The organism is Pseudomonas sp. Sample_23 (assembly GCF_004307595.1).
In the GTDB taxonomy this organism is placed as follows: domain Bacteria; phylum Pseudomonadota; class Gammaproteobacteria; order Pseudomonadales; family Pseudomonadaceae; genus Aquipseudomonas; species Aquipseudomonas atacamensis.
In genome coordinates, this window is sequence record NZ_RCNX01000004.1 from 33,967 (window position 1) to 55,177 (window position 21,211).

At 60.7% G+C, this 21,211-nt stretch carries 20 protein-coding genes; 7 read left to right on the forward strand and 13 right to left on the reverse strand.

Features of this window, described 5'->3' with window-relative positions; genetic code table 11:
• Positions 1 to 50 precede the first annotated feature (50 nt).
• Positions 51 to 2,150, forward strand: coding sequence for a phosphate acetyltransferase (gene pta / locus D8U82_RS00555; protein WP_024011632.1), 2,100 nt, complete (start codon positions 51 to 53; stop codon positions 2,148 to 2,150).
• A complete protein-coding gene (locus tag D8U82_RS00560) occupies positions 2,151 to 3,056 on the forward strand; it encodes an acyltransferase (protein ID WP_125927120.1) in 906 nt (301 codons plus the stop codon).
• Positions 3,057 to 3,252: 196 nt separating this feature from the next.
• On the opposite strand, the gene cysN is transcribed toward D8U82_RS00560, so the two are convergent.
• The 3 genes from cysN to D8U82_RS00575 form a co-directional block, all read right to left on the reverse strand.
• Positions 3,253 to 5,151: a sulfate adenylyltransferase subunit CysN gene (gene cysN, locus D8U82_RS00565; RefSeq protein WP_130901480.1), complete on the reverse strand. Its 1,899-nt coding sequence runs from the start codon at positions 5,149 to 5,151 to the stop codon at positions 3,253 to 3,255.
• A 9-nt stretch (positions 5,152 to 5,160) separates the two neighbouring features.
• Positions 5,161 to 6,078, reverse strand: coding sequence for a sulfate adenylyltransferase subunit CysD (gene cysD / locus D8U82_RS00570; protein WP_016771664.1), 918 nt, complete (start codon positions 6,076 to 6,078; stop codon positions 5,161 to 5,163).
• Positions 6,079 to 6,328: 250 nt separating this feature from the next.
• Positions 6,329 to 7,087, reverse strand: coding sequence for a Nif3-like dinuclear metal center hexameric protein (locus tag D8U82_RS00575; protein WP_130901481.1), 759 nt, complete (start codon positions 7,085 to 7,087; stop codon positions 6,329 to 6,331).
• Positions 7,088 to 7,191: 104 nt separating this feature from the next.
• On the opposite strand from D8U82_RS00575, the gene algW reads away from it, so the two are divergent.
• The 3 genes from algW to D8U82_RS00590 all read left to right on the forward strand — a co-directional run bounded on the left by algW (position 7,192) and on the right by D8U82_RS00590 (position 11,275).
• Positions 7,192 to 8,349, forward strand: a complete 1,158-nt coding sequence (gene algW / locus D8U82_RS00580; RefSeq protein ID WP_130901482.1) for a Do family serine endopeptidase AlgW — start codon at positions 7,192 to 7,194, stop codon at positions 8,347 to 8,349.
• Between the two features lie 88 nt (positions 8,350 to 8,437).
• Positions 8,438 to 10,543 (forward strand): TonB-dependent siderophore receptor, encoded by a 2,106-nt coding sequence (locus D8U82_RS00585; protein WP_130901483.1) that lies wholly within the window; start codon positions 8,438 to 8,440, stop codon positions 10,541 to 10,543.
• A gap of 12 nt (positions 10,544 to 10,555) precedes the next feature.
• The gene (locus D8U82_RS00590) at positions 10,556 to 11,275 is read left to right on the forward strand and encodes a DUF4198 domain-containing protein (RefSeq protein WP_130901484.1); all 720 of its coding nucleotides are present in this window, start codon (positions 10,556 to 10,558) and stop codon (positions 11,273 to 11,275) included.
• Positions 11,276 to 11,467: 192 nt separating this feature from the next.
• Here D8U82_RS00590 and hisC read toward each other — a convergent pair whose 3' ends face one another.
• The 10 genes from hisC to D8U82_RS00640 all read right to left on the reverse strand — a co-directional run bounded on the left by hisC (position 11,468) and on the right by D8U82_RS00640 (position 19,434).
• Positions 11,468 to 12,520: a histidinol-phosphate transaminase gene (gene hisC / locus D8U82_RS00595; RefSeq protein ID WP_130901485.1), complete on the reverse strand. Its 1,053-nt coding sequence runs from the start codon at positions 12,518 to 12,520 to the stop codon at positions 11,468 to 11,470.
• A 3-nt stretch (positions 12,521 to 12,523) separates the two neighbouring features.
• Positions 12,524 to 13,861, reverse strand: a complete 1,338-nt coding sequence (hisD, locus tag D8U82_RS00600) for a histidinol dehydrogenase (RefSeq protein WP_016771667.1) — start codon at positions 13,859 to 13,861, stop codon at positions 12,524 to 12,526.
• 125 nt (positions 13,862 to 13,986) lie between these two features.
• Positions 13,987 to 14,622 (reverse strand): ATP phosphoribosyltransferase, encoded by a 636-nt coding sequence (gene hisG / locus D8U82_RS00605; protein ID WP_016771668.1) that lies wholly within the window; start codon positions 14,620 to 14,622, stop codon positions 13,987 to 13,989.
• Between the two features lie 128 nt (positions 14,623 to 14,750).
• Positions 14,751 to 16,016 carry a UDP-N-acetylglucosamine 1-carboxyvinyltransferase gene (murA, locus tag D8U82_RS00610; protein WP_016771669.1) on the reverse strand — a complete coding sequence of 422 codons (1,266 nt, stop codon included), beginning with the start codon at positions 16,014 to 16,016 and terminating at the stop codon, positions 14,751 to 14,753.
• Positions 16,017 to 16,038: 22 nt separating this feature from the next.
• A complete protein-coding gene (locus D8U82_RS00615) occupies positions 16,039 to 16,278 on the reverse strand; it encodes a BolA family protein (RefSeq protein WP_016771670.1) in 240 nt (79 codons plus the stop codon).
• Between the two features lie 115 nt (positions 16,279 to 16,393).
• A complete protein-coding gene (locus D8U82_RS00620) occupies positions 16,394 to 16,699 on the reverse strand; it encodes an STAS domain-containing protein (protein WP_016771671.1) in 306 nt (101 codons plus the stop codon).
• On the reverse strand, positions 16,696 to 17,349 hold the full coding sequence (locus tag D8U82_RS00625; protein WP_110603726.1) for an ABC transporter substrate-binding protein: 654 nt from the start codon (positions 17,347 to 17,349) through the stop codon (positions 16,696 to 16,698). The genes D8U82_RS00620 and D8U82_RS00625 overlap by 4 nt, the downstream gene beginning before the upstream one ends.
• Positions 17,350 to 17,360: 11 nt before the next feature.
• The gene (gene mlaD / locus D8U82_RS00630) at positions 17,361 to 17,828 is read right to left on the reverse strand and encodes an outer membrane lipid asymmetry maintenance protein MlaD (RefSeq protein ID WP_016771673.1); all 468 of its coding nucleotides are present in this window, start codon (positions 17,826 to 17,828) and stop codon (positions 17,361 to 17,363) included.
• Positions 17,828 to 18,625, reverse strand: a complete 798-nt coding sequence (gene mlaE / locus D8U82_RS00635; protein ID WP_016771674.1) for a lipid asymmetry maintenance ABC transporter permease subunit MlaE — start codon at positions 18,623 to 18,625, stop codon at positions 17,828 to 17,830. The genes mlaD and mlaE overlap by 1 nt, the downstream gene beginning before the upstream one ends.
• Complete coding sequence (locus D8U82_RS00640) at positions 18,625 to 19,434, reverse strand: ATP-binding cassette domain-containing protein (RefSeq protein WP_076565862.1); 810 nt, start codon at positions 19,432 to 19,434, stop codon at positions 18,625 to 18,627. The genes mlaE and D8U82_RS00640 overlap by 1 nt, the downstream gene beginning before the upstream one ends.
• 272 nt (positions 19,435 to 19,706) lie before the next feature.
• On the opposite strand from D8U82_RS00640, the gene D8U82_RS00645 reads away from it, so the two are divergent.
• A complete protein-coding gene (locus D8U82_RS00645) occupies positions 19,707 to 20,681 on the forward strand; it encodes a KpsF/GutQ family sugar-phosphate isomerase (protein WP_024011623.1) in 975 nt (324 codons plus the stop codon).
• Positions 20,681 to 21,205, forward strand: a complete 525-nt coding sequence (locus D8U82_RS00650) for an HAD family hydrolase (protein WP_016771677.1) — start codon at positions 20,681 to 20,683, stop codon at positions 21,203 to 21,205. Before D8U82_RS00645 ends, D8U82_RS00650 begins: the two co-directional genes overlap by 1 nt.
• The last annotated feature ends 6 nt before the right edge of the window (positions 21,206 to 21,211 follow it).

Below are 21,211 nucleotides of genomic sequence, written 5' to 3' on the forward strand. Positions count from 1 at the left end.
TTTCGGTAGTCGGCCAGACATAGGCTGACACCCTTGCATAGAGAATTCCCATGCAAACTTTTTTTATCGCCCCCACCGATTTTGGCGTGGGTCTGACCTCCATCAGCCTCGGGCTGGTGCGCACGCTTGAACGCGCCGGTCTCAAAGTCGGCTTCTTCAAACCGATCGCCCAGCCACATCCGGGCGACACTGGCCCTGAGCGTTCCACCGAACTGGTGGCGCGCACCCATGGCCTGAAACCGCCGCAGCCGTTGGGGCTGGCGCACGTCGAACGCATGCTCGGCGACGGTCAGCTCGACGAATTGCTCGAAGAAATCATCGCCCTGTATCAGCAAGCGGCGGTCGGCAAAGACGTGCTGGTGGTAGAAGGCATGGTGCCGACCCGCAGCGCCAGTTACGCCGCGCGGGTCAATCTGCACCTGGCCAAGAGCCTGGATGCCGAGGTGATTCTGGTCTCGGCGCCGGAAAACGAAGTGCTCGCCGAGCTTTCTGGCCGTGTCGAGCTTCAGGCTCAATTGTTCGGCGGCCCGAAGGATCCGAAGGTCCTCGGGGTGATCCTCAACAAGGTCAAGACCGACGAGAGCATGGACGCCTTCGCCACGCGTCTGAAGGAACATTCGCCGTTGCTGCGCAGCGGTGATTTCCGCTTGCTTGGCTGCATCCCGTTTCAGCCGGAACTCAATGCGCCGCGCACCCGCGACGTCGCCGACCTGATGGGCGCGCAAGTGCTCAACGCGGGCGACTACGAAACCCGGCGCATGAGCAAAATCATCATTTGCGCACGAACCATGCGCAACACCGTCGAGCTGCTCAAGCCCGGCGTGCTGGTGGTGACGCCGGGCGATCGCGACGACATCATCCTCGCCGTCAGCCTTGCGGCGATCAACGGTGTGCCGCTGGCCGGCCTGCTGCTGACCAGCGACACCCTGCCCGACCCGCGCATCATGGACCTGTGCCGGGGCGCGTTGCAGGCCGGTTTGCCGGTGTTGTCGGTGAGCACCGGCTCGTACGACACCGCCAATCTGCTCAATGGCCTGAACAAGGAAATCCCGATCGATGACCGCGAGCGCGCGGAGATCATCACCGATTTCGTCGCCAGCCACCTCGACGCCAACTGGCTGCACCAGCGCTGCGGTACGCCTCGGGAGATGCGCCTGTCGCCGGCAGTGTTCCGCTATCAATTGATCCAGCGCGCGCAAGCGGCGAACAAGCGCATCGTGCTGCCCGAAGGCAGCGAGCCGTTCACCGTGCAAGCGGCGGCGATCTGTCAGGAACGCGGGATCGCCCGCTGCGTGCTATTGGCCAAACCCGAAGACGTCGAAGCGGTCGCCCGCGCCCAAGGCATCGTGCTGCCGCCGGGTCTGGAAATCCTTGACCCGGACCACATCCGCGAGCGTTACGTCGAGCCGATGGTCGCTCTGCGCAAGAGCAAAAGCCTCAACGCTCCGATGGCTGAGCAGCAACTGGAAGACACGGTGGTGATCGGCACCATGATGCTTGCGCTGGACGAGGTCGACGGCCTGGTCTCCGGGGTAATCAACACCACCGCCAACACCATCCGCCCGGCCTTGCAACTGATCAAGACCGCACCGGGCTGCACGCTGGTGTCGTCGGTGTTCTTCATGCTTTTTCCGGAAGAAGTGCTGGTCTACGGCGACTGCGTGATGAACCCGCACCCGAGCGCCGCGGAACTGGCCGAGATCGCCCTGCAAAGCGCTGACTCGGCGGCCGCATTCGGCATTACCCCACGGGTGGCGATGATCAGCTACTCCAGCGGCGAATCGGCGCGCGGTGAAGAAGTCGAGAAAGTCCGCGAGGCAACTCTGCTCGCCCATGAGCAACAAAACTCGCTGTTGATCGACGGCCCGTTGCAGTACGACGCTGCCGCCAACGCCGACGTGGCGCGGCAACTGGCGCCGAACAGTCAGGTCGCCGGGCGCGCCACGGTGTTTGTGTTCCCCGATCTGAACACCGGCAACACCACGCACAAAGCCGTGCAGCGCAGCGCCGATTGCGTCAGCCTCGGGCCGATGCTGCAAGGCCTGCGCAAACCGGTGAACGACCTGCCGCGCGGCGCGCAAGTCGATGACATCGTCTACACCATCGCGCTCACCGCAATTCAAGCCGCCAACCGACCTATGGATGTGTAAATGCTGGATTTTCTACCCGCACCCGTGCGCGGCGTAATCGCCTCGCTGCTGTTGGCGCTCAATACGATTCTGCTGTGCTCGTTCCTGTTCTGCGTGGCGCTGGTCAAGGCTTTGCCGTTTGCCTTTACCCAGCGCATCGCCGGTTGGCTGATGAGCCACACCCACGAGGCGTGGATCAGCAACAACAAGGGCTGGATGAATCTGGTACGGCGCACCCGCTGGCACCTCAGCGGCCTGCAAGGTCTCGACTATCAGCACTCGTACCTGATCACCAGCAACCACCAGAGCTGGGTGGATATTCTGGTGCTGCAATACGTGCTCAACCGCAAGATCCAACCGCTGAAATTCTTCCTCAAGCAGGAGCTGATCTGGGTGCCGGTGATTGGCCTGGCCTGGTGGGCGCTGGGCTTTCCGTTCATGAAGCGCTACTCCAAGGCGTACCTGGAAAAACACCCGGAGAAGAAAGGCAAGGACTTAGAAACCACGCGCAAGACCTGCGCGAAATTCCGGCATAACCCGGTGGGAATTTTCAACTTCGTCGAAGGCACACGCTTCACCGCAGGCAAGCATGCGCAGCAGCAGTCACCGTTCAAGTACCTGCTCAAGCCCAAGGCCGGCGGGATCGCCTTTGTGCTCGATGCGATGGGCGAACAGCTGGAATCAATCGTCAATGTGACGATTCATTATCCGGCCGGGCGTCCGGGGTTCTGGGATTTGCTCTGCGGCAATGTGCGCGATGTGGTGGTGCATTTTGAAGAAATCAAAATCCCGCCGGCCTTCATCGGCAAGAACTACGATCAGGACGGCGAGTATCGATTGCAGTTCCAGGGCTGGATCAATCAGCTGTGGCTGGACAAGGATGCGTTGCTGGAGCAGATGCACCGCGAATTTCCAGGTCACCAATAACCCCCTGTGGGAGCGAGCCTGCTCGCGAAAGCGGTGGATCAGCATACAAAGATGTTGAATGAGATAAAGCTTTCGCGAGCAGGCTCGCTCCCACAGTTTTAATTGCAGCGCTCTGAAATAAAAAACCCGCCGATGATCACTCACCGGCGGGCTTTTTCTTGCCGCTTGCAGCTAGAAGCCTGTCGCTGCTTCTACCTTAGATTGCGCCACGCTGACGCAACAGCTCCAGCACTTGCTTGACGCTTTCTTCCAGGCTCAGCGACTGCGTGTCGATCACCAGGTCGGCATTGAGCGGCACATCGTACGGGAAGGATTCGCCCGGGATGTTGTCGCCGCCAGCGGCGTACAGACCTTGCGGATCACGTTCGGCGCACACGGTCGGCGACGCCTGCACATAGACCGTCAGCAAGCGATCCTTGCCGATCAGTTCCTTGGCCTGCTCGCGACCTTCGGCACTCGGCGCAACGAACGCGGCCAGCGTCAGCAGCCCCGCTTCGTTGAACTGACGCGCCACGTGCGCGGCACGACGCCAGTTCTCGGTACGCCCGGCGCGATCTTGTGGCAGACCTTTGTTCAAATCATGACGCAGATTCTGGCCATCGAGTACAAACACCGCGCGCCCCATGTCGAACAGCTTGCGCTCGACCGCATACGCCAAGGTGCTTTTGCCCGCACCGGACAGGCCGCTGAACAGCACGGTGGCTGGTTGCTGGCCGAAGCGCTGGGCGCGTTCTTCAGTCGCCACGTGCGCCAGTTTGCCGTGATGCGTGGCGGTGCCGTGCGTCACTGGCTGCGCGACGATCATGCCAGCGCCAACGGTGCCGTTGGTCAAGCGATCGATGACGATGAACGCGCCGGTGGTGCGGTTGCTTTCGTAACCGTCGAGGGCGATCGGCGCGTCGAGCGCGATCTTCACCTTGCCGATTTCGTTGAGCTGCAACGCGCTCGCCGGGCCTTCTTCCAACGTGTTGACGTCGACCTTGTTGACGATGCTGGCGATCGAGCCCGGCACGTAACTGGTGGCGCGTTTGATGTCATATTTCTTGCCCGGCAGCATCGGCTCTTCAGCCATCCAAACCAGCATCGCTTCGAAGCTGTCGGTCACCGGCGGCACGTTGTCGGCATGCACCAACAGGTCGCCACGGGAGATGTCGATTTCGTCTTCCATGGTCAGCGTTACCGCCTGACCGGGACCTGCGTGTTCCAGCTCACCTTCGAAAGTGACGATGGACTTCACCCGGCTGCTCTTGCCCGACGGCAGCACCACGACTTCGTCGCCCTTGTGCACGATGCCGCTGGCCAGGGTGCCGGCGAAACCGCGGAAGTTCAGGTTCGGACGGTTGACGTACTGCACCGGGAAACGCAGATCGGTGAAGTTGCGATCGCCCGCCACTTCCACAGTCTCGAGGATTTCCATCAGCGACTGGCCGGTGTACCACGGCGAGCGCTCGGACTTGTTCACCACGTTGTCGCCCTTGAGGGCAGACATCGGCACGAAGTGCATGCTGGTCGGCTTCATCTTCAAGCCTTCGGCGAACTTCAGGTAGTCAGCCTTGATCGATTCGAACACGCCTTCGTCGAAGTCCTTCAAGTCCATCTTGTTGATGGCGACGACGATGTGTTTGATACCCAGCAGGGAAGCGATGAAGCTGTGGCGACGGGTCTGGGTCTGCACGCCGTAACGGGCGTCGACCAGAATGATCGCCAGGTCACAGGTGGACGCACCGGTGGCCATGTTGCGGGTGTACTGCTCATGGCCGGGGGTGTCGGCGATGATGAATTTGCGCTTGGCGGTGGAGAAATAGCGGTAGGCGACATCAATGGTGATGCCCTGCTCACGCTCGGCCTGCAGACCGTCGACCAGCAACGCCAGATCGATGTCGTCACCGGTGGTGCCGACTTTCTTCGAATCGCGGGTGATCGCTTCGAGGTGATCTTCGTAGATCATTTTCGAGTCGTGCAGCAGGCGCCCGATCAGGGTGCTCTTGCCGTCATCGACGTTACCGCAGGTCAAAAAGCGCAGCAGCTCTTTACGTTCGTGCTGGCCTAGGTAGGCGAGGATGTCCTCGCTGATCAAATCAGAAACATGCGACATGACAGCCCCTTAGAAATAGCCTTGACGTTTTTTGTCTTCCATCGAGCCTGCGCCATCGTGGTCGATGACCCGGCCCTGGCGCTCGGAAGTTCGCGTCAGGAGCATTTCCTGAATGATGTCCGTCAGGCTTTCGGCCTCGGACTCCACCGCGCCCGTCAACGGGTAGCAGCCAAGGGTGCGGAACCGCACTTTCTTTTTCACGATGCGCGCTTTGTCTTCATCGGACAGGTGCTCGAGGATGCGCTCGTCGTCGATCATGATCAGCGTGCCGTTCTTCTCGATCACTTCGCGTTCGGCGGCAAAGTACAGCGGCACAATCGGGATGCCTTCGAGATAGATGTACTGCCAGATGTCCAGCTCGGTCCAGTTCGACAACGGGAACACACGGATGGATTCGCCCTTGTTGACCTTGCCGTTGTAGACGTTCCACAGCTCTGGACGCTGGTTTTTCGGGTCCCAGCGGTGCTTGCTGTCGCGGAACGAGTACACGCGCTCTTTGGCGCGGGATTTCTCTTCATCGCGACGGGCGCCGCCGAACGCTGCATCGAAACCATGCTTGTCGAGTGCCTGTTTCAGGCCTTCGGTTTTCATGATGTCGGTGTGCTTGGCGCTGCCGTGGGTGAACGGGTTGATGTTCTGCGCCACGCCATCGGGGTTGATGTGGGTGATCAGGTCCAGGCCCAAGTCTTCGACCATCTTGTCGCGGAACTTGTACATTTCCTGGAATTTCCAGCGGGTGTCGACGTGCATCACCGGAAACGGCAGTTTGCCCGGGAAGAACGCCTTGCGTGCCAGGTGCAGCATCACGGCGGAGTCTTTACCGATGGAGTACAGCATCACCGGGTTATCGAACTCGGCGGCCACCTCGCGGATGATGTGGATGCTTTCCGCCTCCAGCTGTTTCAGATGCGTCAGTTTGTCGACCATGGCTACTCACGAAAGCTTTCTTATGAACGGCCAGCGGGCCGTGTTCGAGCGAGGAATCCTAGCACAGCGACCTCTTCTAATCAGGACGCCAACTAGATCGAAAGGGTATATGAATATGCCTGCCAGTTCGGCCCGTCAGGGCCGAATGTGGGAGCGAGCCTGCTCGCGAAAGCGGATTGTCAGGCACCTTTGTATTGAAGGTCTGAGGCCTTCGCAAGCAGGCTCGCTCCCACAGGAGTTTGCGGTGAGCTCAGATCGGGTTCGGGATGTCGATGAAGATGTGCTCAAGGGCAAAGCGCTTCGCCAGATACTCACCCAGCGCCTGTACGCCATAGCGCTCGGTGGCGTGGTGGCCGGCGGCGATGAAGCTGATGTCGTTTTCCCGCGCACTGTGGAAAGTCTGCTCGGAGGCCTCGCCACTGATGAACAGGTCGACACCCGCCGCCACGCCCTGGTCGATATAGCCCTGGCCACCGCCGGTGCACCAGCCGACGCGGCGGATCATGCCGCTGCCTTCGATCAGCAGCGGCTCGCGGCCCATGACTTCCTGCACCTTGCGCGCGAAATCCCGCGCAGTCATTGGCTCATTCAGTGAGCCGACCAGCCCGACGACTTTCGGATTGCTCGGGTCGAGCGGCCCTTCGACAGTGATGTCGAGCTGACGCGCCAGTTGCACGTTGTTGCCGACGTCCGGGTGCAGATCCAGCGGCAGGTGATAGGCGAGCAGACTGATGTCGTGCTTGAGCAAGGTTTTCAAGCGGCGCTGTTTCATGCCGGTGACGCAAGGGTTTTCGCCTTTCCAGAAATAACCGTGGTGGACCAGGATCAGGTCGGCCTCGGCTTCCACGGCCGCGTCCAGTAAAGCCTGGCTGGCGGTGACGCCGCTGACGATACGCATCACCTGCGGGCGGCCTTCGACCTGCAATCCGTTGGGGCAATAATCGGCAATTTTCGCACTGCCCAGGTAACGGTCGGCTTCTTCGACGAGGGTGCTGAGGGCAACGGCCATGAAAGACTCCTAAATATCCCGTTCAGAGGCGCGCGCGGCCTCGTATAATGCGCGACATTATGGGCGGTCTGACCTCGCCTGCAACCTTTCCAGGAACGTGCTTAATGCTCAAGGCGCTGCGTTTTTTTGGCTGGCCGCTGTTGGCCGGTGTGCTTATCGCTCTGTTGATTATTCAGCGTTACCCCGAGTGGGTCGGGCTGCCGAGCCTCGACGTCAATCTGCAACAGGCCCCTCAGACCACGATCGTGCAGCAGGGGCCGGTGTCCTATGCGGATGCGGTGGGCATCGCCGCGCCGTCGGTGGTCAACCTGTACACCACCAAGGTCATCAACAAACCGGCGCATCCCTTGTTCGAGGATCCGCAGTTCCGCCGCTTCTTCGGTGATAACTCGCCGAAACAGAAGCGCATGGAATCGAGCCTGGGTTCCGGGGTGATCATGAGCCCGGAAGGCTACATCCTTACCAACAACCACGTCACCAGCGGCGCCGACCAGATTGTCGTGGCGCTGAAGGATGGTCGCGAAACACTCGCGCGGGTGATCGGCAGCGATCCGGAAACCGACCTTGCTGTCCTTAAAATCGATCTGAAAAACCTGCCGGCAATCACCGTCGGCCGCTCCGACAGCATTCGCATCGGTGACGTCGCGCTGGCCATCGGCAACCCGTTCGGCGTCGGCCAGACCGTGACCATGGGCATCATCAGCGCCACCGGCCGTAATCAGTTGGGCCTGAACAACTACGAAGACTTCATCCAGACCGATGCGGCGATCAACCCGGGCAACTCCGGCGGTGCGCTAGTCGATGCCAACGGCAACCTCACCGGTATCAACACGGCGATCTTTTCCAAATCCGGCGGCTCGCAAGGCATCGGTTTTGCCATCCCGGTGAAACTGGCGATGGAAGTGATGAAGTCGATCATCGAGCACGGCCAGGTGATTCGTGGCTGGCTGGGCATCGAAGTGCAACCGCTGACTCAGGAACTGGCGGAGTCGTTTGGCTTGTCCGGGCGTCCGGGGATTGTCGTCGCGGGGATCTTCCGTCACGGCCCGGCGCAGAAAGCCGGCCTGCAATTGGGCGATGTGATTCTGAGCATCGATGGCGAGCCGGCCGGCGATGGTCGCCGCTCGATGAACCAGGTGGCGCGGATCAAGCCGACCGACAAGGTGACGATTCAGGTCATGCGCAACGGCAAGGAGCTGAAGCTGACCGCTGAAATCGGCCTGCGTCCACCGCCGGCACCGGTGAAAGAAAAAGAAGAGTAAAAATGTTTTCGCGCCAGCGGCGCGAATAACAGACATTCTCAACAGGCATGTTATATTGTTTCAATTCTAGCAATTGGAACAACATAACATGTCGTCTCGCAAAAAGGCCTCGCTGTTGGGCCTGACTCTGGGTTTGCTCTGCGACCCCGCCTTCGCTGATGAGCCGCAGCCCGTTGAGCTGGAAGCCATCAGCGTCACTTCCGACTACGAATCACCCACCGGCCCGGTCAGCGGTTATCGCGCGACTCGCTCGGCCAGTGCGACCAAAACCGACACAGCGATTCGCGATATCCCGCAAGCCATCAGCGTAGTCCCGGCCAGTGTGCTCTCGGATCTGGGCAGCACCAGCGTTGAACGCGCGCTGGATTTTGCCGGCGGCGTGTCGAAGCAGAACAACTTCGGCGGCCTGACCCTGTACGAATACAGCGTGCGCGGCTTCACCACTTCGGAGTTCTACAAGGACGGCTCCAGCGCCAATCGCGGTTACCCGAGCACGCCGGATGCAGCGAACATCGAGCGCATCGAAGTGCTCAAAGGCCCGGCCGCCAGCCTTTACGGCCGGGGAGATCCGGGCGGCACGGTGAACATCGTCACCAAGAAGCCGCAGCCCGAAGCGTTCACCACTGTGCAAACCAGCGCCGGCAGTTGGGACCGCTATCGCACCGCGCTGGACGTCAACACGCCCCTCGATGATCAGGGCAATGTGCTCACGCGCATCAACTTCGCCGTAGAAGACAACAAAAGCTTTCGCGACCACGTCGACAGCCAGCGGGTCTTCGTCGCGCCTTCGATCAGTTGGCAGTTGAACCCGGACACCTCACTGCTGGTGGAAAGCGAAATCGTCCGTCACAACTCGACGTTCGATCGTGGCGTCGTGGCGCCGAACAACAAATGGAGCGGCGTATCGCGCTCGACGTTCTTGGGCGAACCCAACGACGGCAACATCGATAACCACAACAACTTGCTCCAGGCCACTCTTGAACACCATCTGAACGACAGCTGGAAGCTGCGCCTGGCCAGTCACTACAAGGAAGGCAAGCTCTGGGGCGACGCTTCCGAAGCACGACCGCTGAACGCCGACGGCCACACGGTCAACCGCCGCTTGCGCGAACGCGACACGAGTTGGCACGACAGCATCACCCAACTGGAACTGCGCGGTCTGTTCGACCTCGGCCCGTGGCAGCATGAATTGCTGATCGGCACCGAGTACGAGAATTACCGCAAGGACGAACGCGTCACCACCATTGCTGGCGGCCCCTACGCCATCGACATCTATAAGCCGGTTTACGGTCAGCCTAAACCCAACGGCGCACGCTCGGGCACCGACTTCTTCGAACACGTCGAAAGTCATGCGCTGAATCTGCAGGACCAGATCATCTTCACCGACAAGCTGCGCGGCATGGTCGGCGCGCGCTTCGAGCATTTCGATCAGCGCATCGACGATCACAGCCGCAACGCCAAAAGCCAGCAGCGCCACGACGCACTGACTCAACGCGCCGGCCTGCTCTATCAGCTCACGCCTAATACCGGCCTGTTCGCCAACGCCTCGACCTCGTTCAAACCGAACAACGGCCTGGATGCTTCCGGCAAATCCTTCGATCCGGAAGAAGGCGTCGGTTACGAAGTGGGGATCAAGAACGAGCTGTTTGATGAGCGGGTGAGCAGCACCCTCGCCTTCTTCCACATCGACAAGGAAAACGTTCTCGCCCTCGATCCGGGCACCGACACCAGCCGCGCCATGGGCAAGGCACGCAGTCAGGGTTTCGATTGGCAAGTGAGCGGCCAGGTGACCGACGCGATACGGGTCATCGGCGCCTTCGCCTACATCGACGCCGAGGTGACCAAGGGTGACGCGACCATTCCCACCGGCAGCCGCATCCTCGGCGTGGCCAAACGCAGCGGCAGTCTGCTGGGTGTGTATGAATTTCAGGATGGCCGTCTGCGCGGTTCAGACGTCGGCGCAGCGTTCACCTACGTCGGCGATCGCTCGGGCGAATCCGGCAGCGACTTCGAATTGCCGGCCTACCAGACCGTCGACTTGCTCGCGCATTACAAGGCCAGCGACAACGTCACGCTCGGCCTGAACCTGAACAACATCTTCGACGAAAAATACTACGAGCGCTCCTACAGCAACTACTGGGTCAATCCCGGCGAGCCACGCAATTTCACCGTCAGCCTGACACTCAACCTGTAAAAGGACGTCACCATGCACTACGGCAAATCCCTTCTGCTCCTCGCTGCGCTATTCACCGGTCAGGTGTCGGCGCACGGCCTGTGGACAGAGGAGCGACGCGGCAACATCGAAGTGATCTACGGCCACGGCGCCGAAGACAACGCCTTCAAGGCGCAGAAAATCAGCGGTGCCTGGGCTTATGACGCAAGCGGCAAAATGATCCCGGTCAGCGTCGAGCGCCTGGCCGATCATGCCCGTTTGAAACCATTGAAGCCGCCGGCGGTGCTGGCCGTGGCGCTGAACAACGGCATGTGGTCGCAGACGGCGGACAAGAAGTGGATCAACGAAGGACGCAGCAAAGTGCCCGGCGCCACCGAGGCCACGCAGACGTTCAAGTACAGTCTGGCGATCTATCAGCCGGGGGCGAAGTTGCCGAAGCTTGACCAAATCAAACTGCTCATCCTGCCGGAGGTCGATCCGCTGACCGTCGGGCCGGGTAAATCGTTACCGGTGCGGGTGCTGCTCGATGGCAAACCGGCGGCGGGGGTGAAGTTGTATGGCGACTATCGCAGCGCGCCAAACACCCTGAGCACCGAGACCGACAAGGATGGGCGTGCGCAGGTGCTGGTGCGTAATGAAGGGTTGAATGTGATTGCGGCGCAGGTTGAAGCGCCGGTGAAGGGCAGCGCTGATGTGGATAGTCGTGGGTTGTTCAGTTCGCTGACATTCCTTGGCGAGCCGCATCACGAATAAAAGCACACCCTCACCCCAGCCCTCTCCCAGAGGGAGAGGGAGCCGACCGAGTTGTCTTGCGGGATACATCGACCTGAAAGACCGAGTCGATTATGGATCGGTAAACCAAATTCAGGTCGGTGAAATTCTGCAATATTCCCCATTCAGTCCCCTCTCCCTCCGGGAGAGGGCTAGGGCGAGGGGCTTTTGCTTTTAGAGGTCGCCAAGGCCGCTGATCAACGCCTGATTCTGCTCAGGCGTCCCCACCGATATCCGCAAGAACTGCGCAATCCGCTCCTGCTTGAAGTGCCGCACGATCACGCCCTGCTCGCGCAGCTTGGCCGCCAGACCCGCCGCATCATGCTGCGGGTGGCGAGCGAAGATGAAGTTGGCCGCCGACGGCAGCACTTCAAAGCCTTTAGCCTGTAACTGCGCCACCACCCATTCGCGGCTCTCGATCACCTGACGACAGGTCTTGTCGAAATACTCGCGATCGGCAAAAGCCGCCGCCGCGCCGACAATCGCCAGACGATCCAGTGGATAAGAGTTGAAGCTGTTCTTGATCCGCTCCAGCGCTTCGATCAGGTCCGGATGCCCTACCGCCAGACCGACACGCAGGCCGGCCAGCGAGCGTGACTTGGACAGCGTCTGCGTCACCAGCAGATTCGGATAGCGGTCCACCAGACTGATCGCCGTCTCGCCGCCGAAGTCGATGTACGCCTCATCCACGACTACGACCGAATCAGGACTGGCCTTGAGGATTTGCTCGACCGCGTCCAGCGCCAGCAGGCAGCCGGTCGGGGCGTTCGGGTTGGGAAAAATGATCCCGCCATTCGGTTTGGCGTAGTCGGCCGGATTGATCTGGAACTGCGCATCCAGCGGCACCGCATCGAATTCAATCCCGTACAGACCGCAGTAGACCGGATAGAAGCTGTAGCTGATGTCCGGGAACAGCAGCGGCTGATCGTGTTGCAGCAAGCCGTGGAAGATGTGCGCAAGCACTTCGTCCGAACCGTTGCCGAGGAACACCTGACTGGTTTGCACGCCGTAGTATTCGGCCACGGCGTTTTTCAGCAGATCACTGTTCGGGTCCGGGTACAGGCGCAGGTTGTCGTTGAGCTCGGCTTGCATCGCCGCCAGTGCTTTTGGCGACGGGCCATACGGATTTTCGTTGGTATTGAGCTTGACCAGTTTGGTCAGCTTCGGCTGTTCGCCCGGCACGTAGGGCACCAGATCCTTGACGAACGGGCTCCAGAATTTACTCATCGCTCAGTTCCCCTGCCCTTTCAGAAAGTCTTGGTCTTTGATGCGGTATTCGGCGCTGCGTGCGTGGGCGCTCAGCGATTCGCCACGGGCCAGTACCGATGCTGTTTTGCCCAGCTCGGAAGCGCCGGCCTCGGAGCAGAAGATGATCGACGAGCGCTTCTGGAAGTCGTAGACGCCCAGCGGCGAGGAGAACCGCGCGGTGCCGGAAGTCGGCAACACGTGGTTCGGACCGGCACAGTAATCGCCCAACGCTTCGGAAGTGTGGCGGCCCATGAAGATCGCACCGGCGTGACGAATCTGCGGCAGCCAGGCTTGTGGATCAGCGACCGACAATTCCAGGTGTTCCGGGGCAATGCGGTTGGCGACTTCGATGGCTTGGGCCATGTCGCTCACCTGAATCAGCGCACCACGGCCATTGATCGAAGTTTCGATGATGGTCGCGCGGTCCATGGTCGGCAGCAATTTATCGATGCTCGCGGCCACCTTGTCGAGGAACTCGGCGTCGGGGCTGACCAGAATCGCTTGCGCGTCTTCGTCGTGCTCGGCCTGGGAGAACAGGTCCATGGCGATCCAGTCCGGATCAGTCTGGCCGTCGCAGACCACGAGGATTTCCGAAGGGCCGGCGATCATGTCGATGCCGACCTGGCCGAACACATGGCGCTTGGCCGTGGCTACATAGATATTGCCCGGGCCGACAACCTTGTCGACACGCGGCACGCTTTCGGTGCCATAAGCCAGTGCGGCAACCGCTTGCGCGCCGCCGATGGTGAACACGCGGTCGACACCGGCGATGCAGGCAGCGGCCAGCACCAGCTCGTTGATTTCACCGCGCGGGGTCGGCACGACCATGACCACTTCGGTCACGCCGGCCACCTTGGCCGGAATCGCGTTCATCAATACCGACGACGGATACGAGGCCTTGCCGCCCGGCACGTACAGGCCGGCACGATCCAGCGGCGTGACTTTCTGGCCGAGCACCGTGCCGTCAGCCTCGGTGTAGCTCCAGGAATCCTGCTTCTGTTTTTCGTGATAGCTGCGCACGCGGGCGGCGGCTTTTTCCAAGGCCTCGCGTTGCGGCACAGTGATGCGGGTCAAAGCCAGTTCAAGGCGCTCGCGCGGCAGGATCAGGTCGGCCATCGAGGCGACTTCAAGACCGTCGAACTTCTGGGTGAATTCGACCAGCGCCGCGTCACCGCGCTCGCGCACAGCCTTGATGATGTCGAGCACGCGCTGATTGACCGAGTCGTCAGACACACTTTCCCAGCTCAGCAGATGATCCAGATGATGCGCGAAATCCGGGTCAGCAGCGTTGAGTCGGCGAATTGCAGTGGTTGCGGTCATAGCGAGAGCCTCATAGGAATGGCAAATAACTCAGGCGCCCGAAACTAGCATTCGATCCGCTTGGGCACCTGAGAATTCTGGCTATGAGGCGGATAGACGGCGCGGCCTCGGGCCGCGCAGGTAGATCAGCCGCGGTGTCGCGATTCCACTGCGTTGCGCAGGGTGTCGATCAACGCCTGGATTCGGGCGTGCTGCATTTTCATTGAAGCCTTGTTGACCACCAGACGCGAGCTGATCGTGGCGATCAGTTCCTGGGGTTCCAGGCCGTTGGCGCGCAGGGTGTTACCGGTGTCGACCACGTCGATGATCTTGTCGGCCAGCCCGATCAGCGGCGCCAGCTCCATCGAGCCGTACAGCTTGATGATGTCGACCTGACGGCCCTGCTCGGCATAATAACGCTTGGCAACGTTGACGAACTTGGTCGCCACGCGCAGACGGCCCTTGGGCTCGGCCGCGCCGATCTTGCCGGCGGTCATCAGCTTGCACTGGGCGATCTGCAGGTCCAGCGGCTCGTACAGGCCCTGGCCGCTGTATTCCATCAGCACGTCCTTACCGGCGACGCCGAGGTCGGCCGCGCCATGCTCGACATAGGTCGGCACGTCGGTGGCACGCACGATCAGCAGACGCACGTCGTCCTGGGTCGTGGGAATGATCAGCTTGCGGCTCTTGTCCGGATTCTCGGTCGGCACGATGCCCGCTTCAGCGAGAAGCGGCAGGGTGTCGTCAAGGATGCGGCCCTTGGACAGTGCGATGGTCAACATGGGAAACGTCAGTCCTTATCAAGGTACTCATGCCCGGTCGCAATCGGCGCCGGACATACATCGAGGGTGCGTACACCCTCGACTCGAAACGAATTCAGTGGACACGTCCCTGTGTCCCGATGCAGCGATCAGCCCGGAACGCGGCGGATCTTGGCACCCAGCATTTGCAGTTTTTCTTCGATGCACTCGTAACCACGGTCGATGTGGTAGATGCGGTCGATCAGCGTGTCGCCTTCGGCAACCAGCGCCGAGATCACCAGGCTGGCCGACGCGCGCAGGTCGGTAGCCATGACTGGCGCGCCCTTGAGCTTCTCGATACCGGTGACGATCGCGGTGTTGCCTTCAACCTGGATGTGCGCGCCCATGCGGTGCAGCTCGTACACGTGCATGAAACGGTTTTCGAAGATCGTCTCGATCACCGCACCAGTACCTTCGGCAATGGCGTTGAGCGAGATGAACTGCGCCTGCATGTCGGTCGGGAACGCCGGGTACGGCGCAGTGCGCACGTTGACCGCTTTCGGGCGCTTGCCGTGCATGTTCAGCTCGATCCAGTCTTCACCGCAGGTGATTTCCGCACCGGCCTCACGCAGCTTTTCCAGCACCGCTTCGAGGATGGTCGGATCGGTGTCCTTGACCTTCACGCGGCCACCGGTCACGGCAGCGGCGACCAGGTAGGTGCCGGTTTCGATACGGTCAGGCATGACCTTGTAGAAAGCCGAACCCAGACGCTCGACGCCATCGATGGTGATGGTGTCGGTGCCGGCGCCGGAAACCTTGGCGCCCATGGCATTGAGGAAGTTCGCCAGGTCGACCACTTCAGGCTCGCGCGCGGCGTTCTGCAACACGCTGCGGCCCTTGGCCAGTGCAGCGGCCATCATGATGTTTTCGGTACCGGTCACGCTGACGGTGTCGAAGAAGAAGTGCGCGCCGCGCAGGCCACCTTCAGGCGCCTTGGCCTTGATGTAGCCGCCTTCGACGTCGATGACCGCGCCCATGGCTTCCAGACCGCGGATGTGCAGATCGACCGGACGCGAACCGATGGCGCAACCGCCAGGCAGCGCGACTTCAGCTTCACCGAAACGCGCGACCATCGGGCCCAGTACCAGGATCGACGCACGCATGGTTTTCACCAGTTCGTACGGCGCGATCAGGGTCTTGATGGTGCGCGGGTCGATTTCGACGCTGAGCTTCTCGTCGATCACCGGCTCAATGCCCATGCGCCCGAACAGCTCGATCATGGTGGTGATGTCGTGCAGGTGCGGCAGGTTGCCGACGGTGACCGGGCCATCGCACAGCAAGGTCGCGGCCAGAATCGGCAGGGCGGAGTTCTTCGCGCCGGAAATGCGGATCTCGCCATCAAGACGAGCGCCACCGGTAATAATCAATTTATCCATTAGTATCTCGACGCCCTAGGGCTCAGGTGCGCTCGGCCCAGGCCGCGCGGCTGAAAAATTTCATAGTGACCGCATGGATGCTGCCATCGGTGATCCATGGGTTCAAATGGGCATAGACCTGCTGCTGACGCTTCACCGGGCTCAACGCCGCCAGTTCATCGCTAATCACGTTCAGCTGGAAGTTGCAGCCTTCGCCCTCAACTTCTACCAGCGTTCCTGGCAGCTTTCCTTCAAGGAAGCTCTTCACTTCTACGGCCTGCATGCTCAACCTCAATCGGCGCCCTGTGCGCACGGGTCGGACATCATACAAAAAAGCCCCGCGCCTGCGAACCCCGCAACGCAGGACTCTGACGGGGGGCTTCTTTATAGATGATGGTTCAGGGTTGCGCCAACAGCTCGGTCAATTCACTGACCTGAGCGATTTCACGCATGTCGTCAGGCATCGCACGAATGCTGACGGCCTTGCCGGCCGCCTGCGCATCACGCATGAAGCACAGCAGCAACGACAGGCCGACGCTGCTGGACTTCTGCACCGCCGAACAATCGATGACCAGCGCCGATGCCTTGCTCGACTTGATCAGCGCCTGCCCTTCCTTGCGCAGGTCGGGCCCGGTGCGGTAATCCAGCACGCCGCTGAGCACCAGCTCGTCGACATCACTCATACGAACTGCCGCCTCACTCATTGCGCTGGCTTCGCGGCGGCTTTGTCGGTTTCCTGCTTGGCCTTGGCGACTTCACCGGCCCAGCCATCGATGGTCTTGTCCAGATCGTTGCCATTGCGTTGCATGGCGTCGGCGAACTGGTCACGGAACAGCTTGCCGATATTGATGCCGTTGATGATCACGTTGCGCAGTTTCCACTCGCCGCTGATCTTCTCAAGCGTGTATTGCACCGGATAGATCGCGCCGTTGCTGCCCTTGACGGTCATGTTGACGCTGGTGCGCTCGCCCGATTCGTCTTTGGCCGGGTCAACGGTAATACCCTGGTTGTTGTATTCCAGCAGAGCGTTGCCGTAGAACTGGAACAGACCGCGCTTGAAGTTTTCCTGAAAGCGCTGCATCTGCTCAGGCGTGGCCTTGCGCGAATACTTCACGGTCATGATGCTTTTGGAGATGCCCTCGGCATCCACCACCGGACCGACAATGTTGTTCAGCGCCGCATAGAAATCCTGCGGATCCTGCTTGTACTTCTCTTTGTTCGCCTGCAAATCGGCAAGCATCCGGTTCGTGGTGTCCTGAATCAGGTCATGAGCCGATTGCCCCGGTGCAGCGTTAGCCATCAACGGCAGGGCCGCGAGCAACACCAACAGGCCACGTCGCAAGATAGAGATCATTCAAAAGCTCCTCATTTGGCGTCTTTGCTAACGGTATTGAGCAGGAATTTACCGATCAGGTCTTCCAGTACCAGTGACGACTGCGTGTCATGGATGGTTCCACCGTCTTTCAACTGGGTGTCTTCACCGCCGACGCTGATACCGATGTATTTCTCGCCCAGCAGACCCGCGGTCAGGATAGACGCTGTGGAATCGACCGGCAGGTTGTCGACCTTTTTATCCACTTGCAGCGTGACCCGACCGGTGAAGCTGTCGCGATCCAGATCGATAGCGGTGACCTTGCCGATGGTCACACCGGCCATGGTCACTTTGGCTCTGACCGTCAGACCGGCGATATTGTCGAAATATGCATACAACTTGTAAGTGTCGGTGGACGAAGTCGGAGACAGGCCGCTGACGCGCAAGGCGAGCAGCAGCAAAGCCAGAATCCCTGCCAGCAGGAACAGGCCGACACCGATTTCCAGGGTGCGGTTTTGCATCAGAAATCTCCAAACATCAAAGCGGTCAGAATAAAGTCCAGGCCGAGCACTGCCAGCGAGGCAAACACCACGGTCTTGGTGGTGGCACGACTGATCCCCTCGGAAGTGGGCTCACAGTCATAGCCTTGGAATACGGCGATCCAGGTCACGACGAAGGCGAAAACGACACTTTTGATCACGCCATTGAGCACGTCACTGGTGAAGTTCACGCTGTTCTGCATGTTCGCCCAGTACGAGCCTTCATAAACGCCCAGCCAGTCGACTGCCACCCACGAACCGCCCCAGATGCCGACGACGCTGAAGATCATCGCCAGCACCGGCAGGGAAATGAAGCCGGCCCACAGGCGCGGGGCAATGATGTACTTGAGCGGATCGACACCGATCATTTCCAGGCTGGACAACTGCTCGGTGGATTTCATGTTGCCGATCTCGGCGGTCAATGCCGAACCGGCGCGCCCGGCAAACAGCAAGGCGGTGACCACCGGCCCCAGTTCACGCAGCAGCGTCAGGGCGACCATCTGCCCCACCGCCTGCTCTGAACCATAGCTGGAAAGAATGCTGAAGCCCTGCAACGCCAGGACCATGCCGATGAAAATGCCGGAGACCACGATGATCACCAGCGACATGACGCCGACCGAATGCAGCTGCTTGACCAGCAGGCCGAAACCACCGCTGATACCGCCACGGCCCAGCAGGGCGTGAAACAGGAACAGGGTCGCTCGACCAAACACCGCGACCGCGTCGATCGCCGATTCGCCGAACCGACGCACGCGTTCCATCAATGAAATTCTGCGCATCAACGCTTCCCCAGAAGATCTGCGCGGTAATCCGTCGCTGGAAAGTGATACGGCACCGGGCCATCGGGATCACCGGTCATGAACTGGCGGATACGCGGATCATCGGAATTCATCAGCTCATCCGGTGTGCCTTGGCCCAGCACCTGACCATCGCCCACTACATAGATGTAGTCGGCAATGCTCGCGGTTTCCGCCAGATCGTGCGAAACCACGATGCTGGTGATGCCCAGAGCATCGTTGAGCAGGCGGATCAGGCGCACCAACACGCCCATGGCGATCGGGTCCTGGCCCACGAAGGGCTCGTCGTACATGAGAATCTGCGGATCGAGGGCAATCGCCCGGGCCAGCGCCACGCGGCGCTTCATGCCGCCGGACAGTTCGTCCGGCATCAGCTCGATGGCGCCACGCAGGCCCACGGCCTGCAATTTCAGCAGGACGATGTCGCGGATCATGTCTTCCGGCAGTTGCGTGTGCACCCGCAGCGGAAAGGCCACGTTCTCGAACACATCAAGGTCAGTGAACAGCGCACCGCTCTGAAACAGCACGCCCATGTGCTTGCGCGCATCGAACAGATCGCTGCGCGACAGCGTCGGCAGGTTCTGCCCGTTGACCCAGACTTCGCCGCCGGACGGCCGCAACTGCGCGCCCATCAGGCGCAGCAGCGTGGTCTTGCCGCAGCCGGAAGGCCCCATGATGCCGGTGACCTTGCCGCGCGGGATGCGGATATCGACGTTATTGAAAATGCTCCGCGCACCGCGCTTGAAGGAGACTCCCTTCAGCTCGACCGCGTAGGCGTTATCGGCACTCATCTAAACTCCTTGCGATGCAGCCTCTCACTGGGATGCCAGACTTTCCTCGGAAACACCTGCATCCCGGGCAGGCCGAACTGGCGGCGAACTATATCACTGCAAAGGCTGAGCGCCCAAGCGAGAACCCGGCCAAGATCGCCGACTGAAGAGGGCCCGAGCGAGTTTCAGAGGGTTTTGGTAACCAGTAATGACAAAGCACGTCGAACTTGCGTGAGGCTTTGCCACATAACCGCTATAATCGCCGCCTTTTCATCGGCCCATACGATTCTGACATGAGCAAAACCCGCGACCTGATTCAATCGGCACAACGCACCATCCGCCTCGAAGTGGAAGCCGTCCAAGGCTTGATGGCCCATATCGACGCCGATTTCGTACGCGCTTGCGAGATGATTCTGGCCAGCAAGGGCCGCGTGGTCGTGGTCGGCATGGGCAAATCCGGGCACATCGGCAACAAGATCGCCGCCACCCTGGCCAGCACCGGCACCCCGGCGTTTTTCGTGCATCCGGCCGAAGCCAGCCACGGCGACATGGGTATGATCACCCGCGACGATGTGATTCTGGCCCTGTCGAACTCTGGCTCGACCAATGAAATCGTGACGCTGCTGCCATTGATCAAACGCCTGGGTATCCAGCTGATCAGCGTCACCGGCAATCCGCAGTCGCCATTGGCGAAGGCTGCCGAGGTCAATCTCAATGTGCATGTCGAGCACGAAGCCTGTCCGTTGAATCTGGCGCCGACCTCTTCTACTACTGCAGCGCTGGTCATGGGCGATGCCCTCGCCGTGGCCTTGCTGGAAGCGCGTGGTTTCACCGCTGAAGATTTTGCCTTCTCGCATCCCGGCGGCGCCCTTGGCCGTCGCCTGCTGCTGAAAGTCGAAAACGTCATGCACGCTGGACAGGAGCTGCCGCAGGTACAACGAGGTACCCTGCTCAAGGACGCGCTGATGGAAATGACCCGCAAGGGGCTGGGCATGACCGCTATTATTGAAGCCGATGGCAAGCTCGCCGGGATCTTCACCGACGGTGATTTGCGCCGCACCCTGGATCGCGCGATCGACATCCGCAGCGCCACCATCGATCAGGTGATGACCGCCCACGGCAAGACCGCCCGGCCCGACATGCTCGCCGCCGAAGCCCTGAAAATCATGGAAGACCATCGAATCAACGCCCTGGTAGTCGTCGACGAGGAGGATCGCCCGATCGGCGCCTTCAACCTCTCCGATCTGCTGCGCGCAGGAGTCATGTAATGAGCAACGATCTGCTGCAACGCGGCAAAGCGATCAAACTGGCTGTGTTCGACGTCGACGGTGTGCTCACCGACGGGCGCCTGTACTTCCTTGAAGACGGCAGCGAGTTCAAGACCTTCAACACGCTCGACGGCCAGGGCATCAAGATGCTGATGAATGCCGGCGTGCAGACGGCGATCATCAGTGGTCGCAAGACCCCGGTGGTCGAGCGCCGCGCGAAAAACCTCGGCATCCCGCATCTGTTTCAGGGGCGCGAGGACAAACTGGTGGTACTCGACGGTCTGCTCGCGCAACTGGGCCTAAGCTATGAAGAAGTCGCCTATCTCGGTGACGATCTGCCAGACTTGCCGGTGATCCGCCGTGTTGGGCTGGGCATGGCGGTGGCCAACGCTGCCGATTTCGTCCGCGAACACGCCCACGGCGTTACCCGCGCCCGTGGCGGCGAAGGTGCCGCCCGTGAATTCTGCGAATTGATCCTGCGCGCCCAGGGCCGCCTCGAAGCGGCCAACGCCGCGTACCTGTGAGCCTGA